The organism is Streptomyces sp. SM11 (assembly GCF_002910905.1).
GTDB lineage: Bacteria > Actinomycetota > Actinomycetes > Streptomycetales > Streptomycetaceae > Streptomyces.
In genome coordinates, this window is record NZ_NEUE01000133.1 from 1 (window position 1) to 12949 (window position 12949).

12 protein-coding genes and 1 pseudogene are annotated in these 12949 nt (G+C 69.5%); 7 read left to right on the plus strand and 6 right to left on the minus strand.

The window, feature by feature from the left end; genetic code table 11:
* The first annotated feature begins 815 nt into the window (after positions 1-815).
* The gene (locus B9S58_RS10165) at positions 816-3506 is read left to right on the plus strand and encodes a DEAD/DEAH box helicase (RefSeq protein WP_103531788.1); all 2691 of its coding nucleotides are present in this window, start codon (positions 816-818) and stop codon (positions 3504-3506) included.
* 76 nt (positions 3507-3582) lie between these two features.
* Here the strand turns inward: B9S58_RS10165 and B9S58_RS38910 are convergent, their stop codons facing one another.
* Positions 3583-3711 (minus strand): hypothetical protein, encoded by a 129-nt coding sequence (locus tag B9S58_RS38910; RefSeq protein WP_258044290.1) that lies wholly within the window; start codon positions 3709-3711, stop codon positions 3583-3585.
* Between the two features lie 130 nt (positions 3712-3841).
* Here B9S58_RS38910 and B9S58_RS10170 point away from each other — a divergent pair, with 130 nt between their 5' ends.
* From B9S58_RS10170 to B9S58_RS38920, 5 genes and pseudogenes are all read left to right on the plus strand, one after another.
* Entirely contained in the window at positions 3842-4219 is a 378-nt protein-coding gene (locus tag B9S58_RS10170) for a helix-turn-helix transcriptional regulator (protein WP_103531789.1), read from the plus strand.
* Positions 4219-4797 (plus strand): ImmA/IrrE family metallo-endopeptidase, encoded by a 579-nt coding sequence (locus tag B9S58_RS10175; protein ID WP_219818879.1) that lies wholly within the window; start codon positions 4219-4221, stop codon positions 4795-4797. The genes B9S58_RS10170 and B9S58_RS10175 overlap by 1 nt, the downstream gene beginning before the upstream one ends.
* A 157-nt stretch (positions 4798-4954) precedes the next feature.
* Positions 4955-5476 (plus strand): GNAT family N-acetyltransferase, encoded by a 522-nt coding sequence (locus tag B9S58_RS10180; protein ID WP_103531790.1) that lies wholly within the window; start codon positions 4955-4957, stop codon positions 5474-5476.
* Between the two features lie 230 nt (positions 5477-5706).
* A pseudogene (locus B9S58_RS38915) lies at positions 5707-5856 on the plus strand (XRE family transcriptional regulator); the annotation flags it as partial.
* 204 nt (positions 5857-6060) lie between these two features.
* Positions 6061-6264: a hypothetical protein gene (locus tag B9S58_RS38920; protein WP_032760961.1), complete on the plus strand. Its 204-nt coding sequence runs from the start codon at positions 6061-6063 to the stop codon at positions 6262-6264.
* Positions 6265-6296: 32 nt separating this feature from the next.
* Here the strand turns inward: B9S58_RS38920 and B9S58_RS10190 are convergent, their stop codons facing one another.
* From B9S58_RS10190 to B9S58_RS10210, 5 genes are all read right to left on the minus strand, one after another.
* Positions 6297-7409, minus strand: coding sequence for a hypothetical protein (locus B9S58_RS10190; protein WP_258044291.1), 1113 nt, complete (start codon positions 7407-7409; stop codon positions 6297-6299).
* A gap of 13 nt (positions 7410-7422) precedes the next feature.
* Entirely contained in the window at positions 7423-8166 is a 744-nt protein-coding gene (locus B9S58_RS10195; protein ID WP_181009257.1) for an ATP-binding protein, read from the minus strand.
* The gene (locus tag B9S58_RS10200; RefSeq protein ID WP_103531797.1) at positions 8163-9836 is read right to left on the minus strand and encodes a Mu transposase C-terminal domain-containing protein; all 1674 of its coding nucleotides are present in this window, start codon (positions 9834-9836) and stop codon (positions 8163-8165) included. Before B9S58_RS10200 ends, B9S58_RS10195 begins: the two co-directional genes overlap by 4 nt.
* 213 nt (positions 9837-10049) lie before the next feature.
* Positions 10050-10517, minus strand: coding sequence for an ATP-binding protein (locus B9S58_RS10205; protein ID WP_146063487.1), 468 nt, complete (start codon positions 10515-10517; stop codon positions 10050-10052).
* Positions 10477-11259 carry a hypothetical protein gene (locus tag B9S58_RS10210; protein WP_103531793.1) on the minus strand — a complete coding sequence of 261 codons (783 nt, stop codon included), beginning with the start codon at positions 11257-11259 and terminating at the stop codon, positions 10477-10479. The genes B9S58_RS10205 and B9S58_RS10210 overlap by 41 nt, the downstream gene beginning before the upstream one ends.
* A 132-nt stretch (positions 11260-11391) precedes the next feature.
* Between B9S58_RS10210 and B9S58_RS10215 the strand changes: the two genes are divergently transcribed.
* A complete protein-coding gene (locus tag B9S58_RS10215) occupies positions 11392-12783 on the plus strand; it encodes an IS1380 family transposase (RefSeq protein ID WP_103531556.1) in 1392 nt (463 codons plus the stop codon).
* Positions 12784-12949: the final 166 nt, after the last annotated feature.

Genomic DNA, 12949 nt, shown 5'->3' on the forward strand with positions numbered 1-12949 from the left:
CTGCGCTCCTGGAGGCAGTGGGGCCGGCCGCTGCGCGCCCGGCTGGCCCGCGCGGTGCGCGGCCCTGGTTGCGGGGTGTGATGGTGCGGCTAGTGGGGCCTCCAGTTGGGTAGTTGGGAGGAGCGCGGGGCGCTCCTGGCGGGTCCGCTGCGCTCCCCCGCCTGACGGTCCTTCCGGCTGCGCCTCCAGAACCTTGAGGGCCCGCGATGCGGGCCGGGCTGGCTATGAGGGTGGGGACCGCTCGTTCGTGTCGGGTTTCAGTGTAGCGGGTGCATCCGAGAGATGCACATGTAACATTGGCGGAAGCGTAAGACATGCTGGATCTGGAGGATGAGCATGCAAAGTCTGCTGACGTTGCTAGGGGCAGTCCTCGGCGGAAGTTTGGTTCTCTTAGGTGACCTGATTCGCCGGAGAGTCGAGAGGAGGAAAGCGAACGTAGTTCGGCTTGTAGAAGCAAGTTCGCGACTCTCCTCCATGTACAACCGGCTTTGCGGAGAAATGCTTGACGCGGCTGTAGCCGGTGTAGCTGTTTCGGATCTGACTGTCGCAGATCCTCTTCGCTATGAGGTGGTAACCCAGTTCTATATGACTCCTGGCAGTGAGCAGCTCCGCTCACGTGCGTCGCGTCTGATCGATGCGTACGGCCAGCTTCGGGATTCATACGGTACCGATTCGGCTTGGGTAGCAGCGCGGAACGAACACGGCTTGGCGTTGCGCGAGTTCGAGTCCGCTGTTCGCGAAATCGTGCACCGTGATCACATCTGACGCGCATCTTGAGTGTCTTAATTGCCAAAATCGTAAAGGTGGGAAAGTCTGTGATTCAGCTCAAGGAACACCAGCTGGACCAAAAGTCTGCGTTTCGAAAGTGGGTAGGATTCCCTGCAAGATCAGCTGTGCCCCCACAGGGTGCCCGTGGCACGCTCGTGTCAGCGACCGGCTCCGGCAAGACGATCACGGCCGCCGCGTGCGCGCTGGAGAGCTTCGCGGACGGCCGGATCCTCGTCACCGTCCCGACCCTGGATCTGCTCGCGCAGACCGCCCAGGCGTGGCGCCTGGTGGGCCACCAGGCGCCGATGGTCGCGGTGTGCTCGCTGGAGAACGATGCGGTGCTCAACTCGCTGGGCGTGCGGACGACCACGAACCCGATCCAGCTTGCCCTGTGGGCGGGGTCCGGGCCGGTCGTCGTGTTCGCCACGTACGCCTCTCTCGTGGACCGCGAGGACGTCGACGCACCCATGGGCCAGGGGAAGATTCGCGGGCCGCTGGAGGCCGCTCTGGCGGGCGGTGAGCGGCTGTACGGACAGCGCATGGACGGTTTTTCGCTCGCGATCGTGGACGAGGCACACGGAACCGCTGGTGATCTTGGTCGTCCGTGGGCAGCCATCCATGACAACCAGCGCATCCCGGCGGACTTCCGCCTCTACCTCACCGCGACCCCGCGCATCCTCGCCGCACCCCGCCCCCAGAAGGGCAGCGGCGGCCAGGAAGCGGCAATCGCGACGATGTCGGACGACCCGGACGGCGTGTTCGGCGCCTGGCTCCCCGGCGCGGAACTCGGACTCTCAGAGGCGATCGAGCGGGAGATCCTCGCCGGGTTCGAGATCGACGTCCTGGAGATCCGCGACCCCTCGCCGGTTCTCGGAGAGTCGGAGGAGGCGCGGCGGGGCCGGCGGCTGGCTCTGTTGCAGACCGCGCTCCTGGAGCACGCTGCCGCGCGGAACCTCCGGACGGTGATGACGTTCCACCAGAAGGTCGAGGAAGCCCGCGCGTTCGCGGACAAGCTGCCCGAGACCGCAGCCGAGCTGTACGTCAACGACGCATCCGACGCCGACCTGGCGGCCGCCGACAAGCTGCCGAAGTCCTCCATCGAAGCGGCCTTCTACGAGCTGGAGGCCGGCCGCCACGTACCCCCCGACCGGGTCTGGTCGGCATGGCTGTGCGGCGACCACCTCGTCCGCGAGCGACGCGAGGCTCTGCGCCAGTTCGCCAACGGCATCGACGCCACCGGACGCCGGGTGCACCGCGCCTTCCTCGCCAGCGTTCGCGTTCTCGGAGAAGGCGTCGACATCACCGGCGAGCGCGGGGTCGAGGCCGTCTGCTTCGCCGACACCCGCGGCTCCCAGGTCGAAATCGTGCAGAACATCGGCCGGGCTCTCAGGCTTAACCGCGACGGCACCACAAAGGTCGCCCGCATCATCGTGCCGGTGTTCCTGGAACCCGACGAGGACCCCACCGACATGGTCGCCAGCGCCAGCTTCCGCCCCCTTGTAGCCGTCCTTCAGGGCCTGCGTTCGCATGACGAACGCCTGGTCGAGCAGCTCGCTTCCCGGGCGCTCACGAGCGGCAAGCGCAAGGTCCACGTCCGGCGCGACGAGAACGGCCAGATCGTCGCGGCCGGAGGCGACGGTGACGGCGAGGACCAGGAGGACAAGGACACCCAGGCCGCCGCCGAAGCCGCCCTGCTCCACTTCTCCAGCCCCCGCGACGCAGCGACCATCGCGGCGTTCCTCCGGACCCGGATCTACCGGCCGGAGTCCCTGGTGTGGCTGGAGGGCTACCAAGCCCTCATCCGGTGGCGGAAAGGGAACGGGATCACCGGCGTCCACGCCGTCCCGTACGACGTCGAGGTCGAGGTCGGCGTCACGAAGGACTTCCCGCTCGGCCGATGGGTCCATCAGCAGCGGAAGGCCTTGCGGGCGGGTGAGCTGGAGGAGCGGCGCAAGACTCTGCTGGACGCGCCGGAGGGCGGAATGGCGTGGGAGCCGGGCGAGGAGGCGTGGGAGAACAAGCTCGCCGCGCTCCGGTCCTACCGGCGGGCGACCGGGCACCTCGCACCCCGTCAGGACGCGGTGTGGGGCGAGGGGAAGGCGATGGTGCCGATCGGGCAGCACATGGCCAACCTCCGCCGGAAGGGCGGCCTCGGCAAGGACCCGGAGCGGGCAGCACGGCGTGCGGCGCAGTTGGCGGCGATCGACGAGGACTGGAACTGCCCCTGGCCGCTGAACTGGCAACGCCACTACCGGGTCCTCGCCGACCTCGTCGACGCCGACGGGACCCTCCCCTACATCGCCCCCGGCATCACATACGACGGAGACGACATCGGCACCTGGCGGTGGCAGCAGCAGAACGCGGGCGTCCAGGCGCAGCTGATGCCCGAACAGCGCGAGCGGCTGGCCGCGCTGGGCATTCCCGTCATCGAGCCCGCCTCTCCCGCCCCGGCAGCACCCCGCGCGACGAAGGCCAAGGCGAAGGGGCCGGGCAGGGCGCAGGCGGCGTTCCAGCGGGGCCTGGCGGCCCTCACGCAGTGGGTGGAGCAGGAAGGCGCCGACCGGCCGGTGCCTCGCGGCGCAGTCGTCGAGATCGCCGTCGACGGCGAAGCCAAACCGGTAGCCGTGAAGCTCGGAGTGTGGATCTCGAACACCAAATCGAGAAAAGACCGGCTGGACACCGACCAGCTCGCCGCCCTTGCGAAGCTGGGCATGGACTGGGCGAAGGCATCTGCCTGAACGAAAGAGAGGGTTCACCGTCGCCCGGTGAACCCTCTCTTCGGGATGGATGTGCGGACGGGCTCCGTCCACACACCTACTTCTTCTTGGGGGTCTCGTTGACCGTGGTCTTGGGGTGACGCTTGACGGTGGACTGCTTGACGAACTTGCCGGTGATCGCGCTGCGTCCGCGGCCGCTGCTGGAGGTGGTTGCCTTCTTGGGCATGGTGAGTTACTTCCTTTCGAGTTAACCTCGCTGTCTCGATATCGAAACAGTACGTCGAGATTAGATCAGCAATGTTGTGATAGTCAAACAGTGTTTCGGAAGTGACTCCCTTGGGATCGGAAGGACCGAAGTGGCCAAGGACCAAATCGACGTCGAGGCGCTCTACTCGGCGCTCGACGCCCAACGAGCCGCCCGCGGGCTCTCTTGGCGGCAACTGGCCAAGGAACTCCAGGTCAGCCCGTCCTTGCTCTCCCGGATGGCCAACGGACTGCGCCCAGACGCGGACGCCTTCATCACCCTGGTGCAGTGGCTCGGAGTCCCGGCCGAGCAGTTCGCCGTGGGGGGTGACGCGCCCGCGCAGCGAGAGGAGCCGGAACTGGTCACGCAAATCGGATCATTGCTCCGGGCCCGTAAGGACCTCGAACCCGAGGACGTCGCGTATCTGGAGACCGTCATCAACGCCACGGTGCGCCGTGTGAAGACCTTGCCCCGGGACAAGGAGGCGTAGTGCGAAGAGGGTTCAAGGCAGAGGCGAAACGCCTGGCACTGGAAGTCAGAGAAGAGCTCGGCATCACGGCGCACGAAGCGATGGACCCGTACGCGCTCGCGGAGCTCTACGGCATTGACGTCTTCACCTTGCACGACGTCGCTGAGGACCACACCGAAGCGACGGCCGCTCTGCGCCACTTCACCGAGATCCGTCCCGATGTCTTCTCCGCAGCGGTCCTGTGCCTGGGCCCCCGCCGGGTGATCGTGGAGAACTCCGGGCACGAACGGCCCCGGCGGGCCTCCACTCTCGCGCACGAGATGTCGCACGTCCTCCTTGAGCACGAGTTCACCACGCTGCTCCGAACCTCGGGACCTGAGTGCCGCAACAGCGACCACGACCAGGAGAGCGAAGCGGCAGAGCTCTCCGGGGAGCTGCTCCTCCCCTCGGATGCAGCCCGCCGGCTGGCCTATAACGGCGTACCCGACGAATCCGTAGCCGCCCGCTTCGGCATCAGCACCGAGTTCGCGCGCTGGCGGATGAATGCGACGGGTGCCCGGCGCATAGCTCAGCGCGCAAGGGCCCGAAGCAGCCGCTGATTACAACCCCACCGAGACCTATCCGGCAGGGGTCCTCCAAGGACCGTCGCCTTGTTCTGGCGGACCCACCCCGCCCGGTCGTTCCTGTCGGCTCCGTGAAGCAAAGACTGTCAGCACGAGCGATACTCCGCGCCGACGGCCCTGCGATACTCAGACCGTGCCCTTGATCCGCGACATCACCGAGGTCGACCACTCGGTGGTGGAAGAAATCCTGGACTCTACTGGCCTCACCATCTGCGGGCCCTACGACCCCGAGGGCATGGAGGTCGTCGTGGCTGAGGTCTGCGGAACTGTTGTCGGGGTCGCCGAGTTCCATCTCCACTGCGCTTTCGGACACGACGAAGGCCGGGAGACGCATGCCGGCGAGCAGGCGTTCGTCTTGACCGTGGCCGTTGCCAATGCCTGCCGTCGCAGCGGAGTCGGCCGCGCGCTCCTCACCGAGGTAGCCCGCCGGGCCCACGAAGCCGGACATACTTTCCTGGCCCTGGTCCCACAGGACGGCGACGACGCAGCCAGTCGGCTGGCATTCTTCCGGGCATGCGGGCTCAAGCCCTACGGGTCCGACCAGCCGGGCGCGGCCTGGGGCTGCCCGGTCTCGGAGATCTTCGGCGCGAGCGTGGCGGGGCCAAAGCGCGCTGAGCTCTCAAAGGGACACGCGCCGGGTGGAGCTCCCGCCTAGCCCCTCTTGGGGACTCGATACCAGAAGGACAACACCGGGATGTCGGCGACGTCCGTCGTCACCTGAGCCGCCGACTTGTCGCCGGTGCTCGCCCAAGGCTCGTAGCTTGCGTCAGCCAGCGCTGTCCCAAGAACGCAGAAACCTGGCAGGCAGTGGCAGACGACCTGGGAGAACTGACACGACAGACTGCAGGTGCCGGCCTTGCCGACTGGCGGCTTCGGGAGGCAGATGTGGGACAGATCGAGCAGGGGTTGGAGCGCGCGTTGCGCACCCGGCCCGTTCCTTCAAGCAACGGAGCCCGCCTGCGGTTTCTGCTGGCATCACACGGTGGTTCCACTCGGAGGGTAGCCGCCGTGCTAGGGGTGTCCCAGCGCACCGTGCAGCGGTGGGTGACGAAGAAGCCAGGAGCTCGTCGTCCCCCGGGTCCGCGGCATCTCCGATCGATCGAGGAAGCGGTCCTGGCTCGTTGGCAGCCCCGGATACGAGCCCGTCGGCGTGCCCAGGCAGAGGCAGAGGGGTTCGTCTTCCATACCCGGGCGCGATTTGGCTTCGCCGCGCCAGCAGGTTCCTCGGACGATCCGCGGGTGCGGTGGATCACCCAGGACCTGCCGGGAGAGGTAGCCCGGGAGCTGTTCGCCGCCCGGGACGCCGGCGCGGGCGAGCAGCAGCAGACGGTGATCCTCGCCCGCGCGCTGGGACACAGCTACTTCCGCGAATGGGGCCGCCGGGCCCACGGTCTGCACATCGTCTTCAGCGACGTCGAGTTCGCCGACTTCTCGATCGACTGAGCCTGCCCCTTCGAGCGACCGCGTCAGGGTGTTCAGGGTCGTGAGTGCCTGACGCGACTTGTCGGCACCGCTTCGTACCGCTCGGCTTCCTGCCGCTCGCGCCAGTCCCACTCCACACGGCCGACCGGGCCTTTGCGGCGGGCTGCGGGCGGCTGGGGTGGGCGCAGCTTGGCCGTCTCCGCCACGCGTAGCAGGTGCGCACGGTCACCTGGCGCGGCGAGCAGTTCCTGGTCCTCGCCGGATACGAGCCGGGTGAAGTAGGCCGCCGCTCGCAGGAAGATGCCCGCCCAGGGTGGTACGGGGTGGGTGGCGCAGCCGTCGGTGTAGCGGGCGCGGTCGTGGAGGGCGAGCGTGGCCGCGGCGGTGTCGTAGTCGCGGGGGCGTGCGGTGGCGAGTTGTTGGAGGGAGGCGCCGGTGAAAAGCGCGGCGGCAACGGCCGCGGCCAGGCGAGGATGTGCGGTCGCCGCGTGCAGTCGGTGGGCGACTTTCTGGGTGGTGTGCGCGGTGAGAGGAACGGGCGGTGGGCGGTGCCGCCAGATGATCGGGGGTGGGGTGCACGGGTCGGTGCAGGGGCGGGGGCTGTCGTAGGAGATGAGGCGTTCCAGTGCGGGCAGGGTGAGCCACCGGCCGGCCGTCCCGGCGGACTCATCTGCGAGCGGGGGTTCGGCGATAGGCATGCCGTAGTAGTGGCGGCGGGCTGCGTCGAGGTCGGTGGTGAGGGAGTAGTCGGCCGTCTGGAGGGCTTGGTACAGGGCGGCGGGAAGGCGGGGACGGTGGCAGACCAGGGTCAAGTGGATACCTGTGAGGGCACGCAGCTCCAGGAGTCGCATTGTGCGGTGGGTGGTGAGGCGGTGGGCGCGCAGGACGGTCAGCCGGGTGACGGGCAGGGCGGTCATCCAGGCCGTGGCGGCTTCCCAGGCGGGCTGACGACCGCCTGGGAAGCGGCCGGTGAGCAGGGGCGGTTTGCCCAGGGCGGCGAGAAGGTCGTGGGCGAGGCCGGTCTCGCTGGTGGTGCCCGGTCCGGGGTGCAGCGTGATCCGGCCGGACGGCGGATGGTGGGCGGCCAGGGCGGTGTGGGTGTGGATGACGTCGTCATCGCGGTCGATGACCACGGTGACGGACGGCGGCCGCGTGGCGGGAGGCATGGCGGTGTGGTGGTCAGCCAAGGCGGCTGAAGGCCCAGCGCAGCAGTTCCTGATCCACGCGGGAGCGGCCGGTGCGTGCCAGGGCGGTGCGGGTGTGCGCGGTCAGCTGGGCCCAGGCGCGGAAGTTGCCGTGCGCGGCATGCTGGTCGGCGAACGTGATGTCGTCGGGGTCGGCGTCGGCCCAGATCGGGTGGAACAGCGGGATGACGTCGAGGACCTCGTCGGGTGTGAGGCGGGTGAAGTGCTGCCAGATGAAGATGCGGGAGGAGAGCATCGGTTCGCGGCGCAGCACGGTGTGGCAGCCCTCACCGCCGACGAAGATGATCGCGAGCTGGGTGGAGGGCTCGTCCCACAGGTAACGGAAGTACTCGAACGCCTCCCCGTTGAGCCACTGGGCCTCATCCACGAGGAAGGTACGGGGGCGTTCGGCCAGAGCGGTCTTCAGCAGACGGTCGAACTCGCTTGGGTGGCGCGGCGGCTCGCCGGCCAGGTCGAGCGCGGTGAACAGCTCGTAGCGCACCGCACGGGCGGTGGGACGGGCCCGGAAGGTGACCCGGCGGACATCCTCGCCCGGTTCGAGTTCACGCAAGCAGGTGTTGACCGCGAGCGTCTTGCCGAATCCGGCACCGCCGTGGATACACATCATCGCGCGGGCAGCGACCGTATCGCCGATGTTCTCCCGCGCGGTGAGCAGAGCGCGGGTGGTGACCACGGAAGCGTCGGGCAAGTCGACGTACTGGTAGGTGGCAGCGGTCACGTGGCGTCTCCTGCGGGTCGGGAGTCGGGCTCCGGCGCAACGTCCGCTGACGGGTCGGCTGGCGCTGTGCCGGCCGCGAGGGCGGGCGGGGTGCGCCAGTACGCCGGAGGCGGGGCAGGCGGGATCAAGTCGGGAAGTGCCAGCCGTGCGACGTCGGTGTAGTCGGAGGCGGCGAGTTCACGCTCGGCCTGGGCGGCCGTGACGGCTCCCAGCCGCCGGGCGGGCTCCGCGCTGGTGGTGGGGGCGAAGCGCTGGCGGCGCAGGCGTTCGGCGGCCTTCGTGTCGGCCCGCAGGCGCCGGGCGCGCTCCGCGCGTGCCTCGCGCAGAGCCTGCAGTTGCTCGGGGGTGGCCGCGTCCGTGAGGTGCGCCGGGCCGAGGTGGCGGCCGCGGGCGTCGCAGACCTCGATCTCGTGGTCGTGGTGGGGCATGTAGCGCACGCGGACCTGGCGGCCGGCCTGGCCGGTCATCCACGCGGCGGTGTAGGTGCGGCCGCGCCAGCTCACGCCGTGGCTGGTCAGCTTCCTGGGCCGGCCGTCGTCCTCAAGGGTGAAGGCCCACAGGTCGGCGGCGGGGATGTCGGTGACAGGGGTCGGATCGGCCTGCCACGCCTCCAGCGGCGTACGGCCCGACAGGGCTTTCGGGCGGTGCGCGGTGTTCCACCAGTTCGTCCACTCCAGGACCTCTGCGGTGAAGTCCTGGAACGACAGGGCGGACAGCGCCCCCGCAGGACGTCCGCGCCGCTCCGAGCGGGGCCTGGTGGGCCCGGCGGTGTAGCCGGGCAGGGCGGCGAACAGCATCCGGTCCGCAGCCCGGTTGAGGCTTTCCACCGTGCCTTTCAGATACGGGCTGTAGGCGGGCAAGTCCTTGACCGTCACACCCATCGCACCGAGCGCGGTGGTTACGGCGGCCGACAGGAAGTCCTTGCCCCGGTCCATCCTCACCAGCTCCGGCACTCCCCCGGCCGGGCCGTAGGGATCGTCCCGCACCACTGCGGCGCGCAAAGCAGCCAGTACCGACGCGCGGGAGGGATGGCCCGGGGTGACAGCGGTACCGGTGATGACCTTAGTGGCGGTGTCGATGAACCAGGTGATCCACGGGCGCACCAGGTCGCCGTCAGCGTCGACCAGCAGCGGGGCCTGGACGTGGTCAGTCTCCCAGGCGTAGTTGCGCCATGACGCCGGCCGCTTGCCGAACACGTCATGGGCGCGTGCTGCCTCCGGTCCGCTGGCGAGACCGGCGCGCTCCCCCGCCGTCAGATCGCGGCGCAGCGCGCGCAGGAACGTCGACAGGGACGGGACCGGATCCAGCAGCGGCACCTGCGACAGGGCTGCCCCGCCCGGCACAGCCACAAGGCCGGGCGGGACGGGCCCAGCAGCGCCGGACGTATGTGCTGGTACGCCCCCGGCCTCGGCTGCGGCGCGCTCCACGAGCTGGCGGTGGACTGCGGAGGCGTTGCCGTGCCAGTACGCCAGCAGCACCCGGATTTCCGCGGTGATCTCGAACCTGCTCGTGTGGCGGGCTCCGGGGTGCGCAGCCGCCTCCGGGCTCTGGGACGCCTCAGCCAGCCACCGCCACACCGTGCGCTCCGATGCCCCCAGGCACTCCCCCGCCAGCCGCACGTGCTGCCGCGATAGACCGCCCCGGGCCCGCAGCGCCAGCAGGCGGCGCACCGCAGGCGCCCGCAGCGCAACCAGCGACTGCTTTGCGAGCACGCCGGCCGGATCCCCCGACGGTGGCGGCCACTGTCCTCCCGCGTCAACGCCGTGGCCGCCGTTGGTGTCCCTCGATCGGCTGTCCGTCATCTCGCCGTTTCCCTCCTTGCCGAACGGGGTGAGGTTCTCTGCCGCCGGAACCGATGCGTCCCGGGCGCGTGAGAGTGGCGGTCATGAGTACGGACCGAGCCGGGCGCAGGCCTGGTCGATCGCGTCCCGATCCACACCCGCACCGAGGTCGCGGCCCCGGGCTGCACAGACATGTGAGGTGATCTTCGCCCAGGTACGGAAGTTGCCGCAGGCGGTCTGCTCATCCGCCCGCCCCAGGTCGGCCGGGTCAGCGTCCTCCCACACTGGGTGGAACAGACCCAGCGTCCGCGGTATGTCCTGCGTGTCGAGGCGGCTGACCTGGTGCCAGGTCAGAACCCGGGAACGCATCGCCGCGGCTCGGGCCAGCGCCCGCTCGCTGCCCGCCCCGCACAGCACCAGGGCAGCCGCACAGCCCGGCGAGTCCCACAGCTGCCGCAGGTAGTCCAGCACCGGCTGCGACAGACGCTGCGCGTCGTCGAGGAACAGCACACCCGGCTCAGCCAGCGCCTCAGCCAGCGCTTGGTCGGCCGGTCCGGCCCGGTGGGTCAAGGACCCCGACGGCAGTCCCAGCGCTTCGCACAACGCGGCCCGCACTTGCGGCAGCCCGGCTGACTCCCACCACCGCCCGCCACACCGGCACCCGGGCAGGCAGCAGATGCAGAGCCTGCTCGACCGCGACCGTCTTCCCCAGCCCCGTGTCCCCGTACACACAGCCGATCCCCCGCGCGGCGACCGTATGCCCCACCGCCTCCACCACCCCGGCCACCTGCCGTGTGGACACCAGCCGCGCTCCCGGCGCGTACAGGCGCACTCCACCCGACACCCGGGTACGCGAAGCGGTCTTCACCGCGCCGGGCCGCTGTTCACCGCCCGTGCCGGACGGCATGGCATGGCATGGCATGGCATCCGGGCCGTCCACGACCGGCGGACCGTTCGCACCCTCTGCGAAGCCGAGTTCAGCCAGCGCCCGGTCGTACCGGCTCGGCTCCACCCGGCCCGACGCCGCCCGGGCGACCTGAAGCACCCGGCCCGCCCGCAACTCGTCCTTGATCGCACGGTGCAGGGTCGCCAAGGACGGCACAAACTCCGCCCCCCAGTGCTCCAGGACGCCCTCGTCCTGCGCCCGGAGCATCCTTCGGCGCAGTTCGGCGACGTTCCCGCCCGCCTGGGTCAGCACCTCCCACAAGGCGTCCCCCACCACGAACCCGCCCTGCCGTGGCCGCGCCTCCAGCCGCCCCTCGCGTCCCTCGCGTCCCTCGGCCAGCCACCGCCATACCGTCCGCTCCGTCACGCCCGCTAAACCTTGATCCACCGACGTGATGTCTGTGGATGACTCTTCCGGAAACGAGGAAGTGCCTTGTGACCTGTGATGATGGGAGTTCTTCAGGCTTCCAGCACGCACGATCGGCAAGGCACTTCCGAGATGCAAGTTTCCCATACGCCGGCGGCGGTCTCCGCTGCGTTCGATGATCCGAATCTGGTCGCGCTGGCCGGGCTGGTTCCGGTGATGCGGCTGGCCGAGCGGTGTGGTCTTTCGCGTCTGGTGGCCCAGAAGGTGAGGCTGACCGGGACAGCGAACGGCGCGGGGGCCGCGGCGGGTGCCAAGGTCAGCAGCATCGTGGCCGGCATGGCGGCGGGGGCGGACAGTATCGACGACCTCCACGTGCTGCGGCACGGTGCGATGCCGGCCCTGTTCCGGGGGATCCGCGCGCCGTCCACGCTGGGCACGTTCCTCCGCGCGTTCACCCACGGCCACGCACTCCAACTCCACGCCGTCCACCGCAGGTTCCTCGCCGGTCTGGCCGCCCACACCCCCCTGCTGCCCGGCTCCGGCACGACGGCGTTCATCGACGTCGACTCCACCCACAAACGGGTCTACGGCCGGGCCAAGCAGGGCGCCGAGTACGGCCGGTTCAAGGGCATCCGCACCATGCACCCCCTGCTCGCCACGATCTGCACCCCACAGTCGCGCCCGGTGATCGCCGCAGTACGGATGCGCCGCGGCAAGGCAGCCGATTCCCGTGGAGCCCCGAAATTCGTCAGCGAGGCACTCGCCACCGCCGCCGAGGCGGGCTGCACCGGCACCCGGATCCTGCGAGCGGACTCGCAGTTCTACAACGGCGGGGTGATCGCCGCCTGCCGCCGGGCCGGAGCCCGCTTTTCGATCACCTGCGGGATGAACCCCTCCATCAAACGGGCCGTCCTGGGCATTCCCGACGGGGCATGGCAGCAGATCACCTACCCCACCGCGGTGCCCGACCCGGAGACCGGCGAACTCATCTCCAACGCCGAAGTCGCCGAGATACCCGCCTACACCGCGTTCACCGGCCGCAAGAAGAGCGAACGGGTCACCGCCCGGCTGATCGTGCGCCGGGTCCGTGACCTGGCCAAACCCGCCGTTGTGGGCGAACAGGGCGAGTTGTTTCCCGTCTGGCGCTACCACCCGTTCTTCACCGACCAGCCCGCCCCGACGCTCCAGGCCGAGCAGGAACACCGTCACCACGCCGTCATCGAGCAGGTCATCGCCGACAGCAAAGCCGGGGCTCTGGCCCACCTTCCGTCCGGAAACTTCAACGCCAACGCCGCCTGGCTCACGCTGTGGGCGATGACCTACAACCTGCTGCGGGCCGCCGGCGCGCTGGCCTCCACGTTCCACGCCAGGGCCACCACCACCACGATCCGCACCCACCTCGTCCACGTTCCGGCCCGGATCGCCCGCTCAGCACGGCGCATCACCCTGCACCTGCCACGCAACTGGCCCTGGCAGCACGCCTGGACACACCTGCTCGACACCGCCCACGGGCCACCCGGCTGACACGAACAGCCCCCGTCCACCCGCCCGCAAGGGCCCGACCGGAACCACACCGTGGAAAAGCTGGGCAAACCAGCGGATACAACCTGCCCATACCCAGCCACCGACCCGAACCGGCCCAGAAACCGATCAGAAGATCACACTCAAACCACTTCGGTGGATCAAGGCT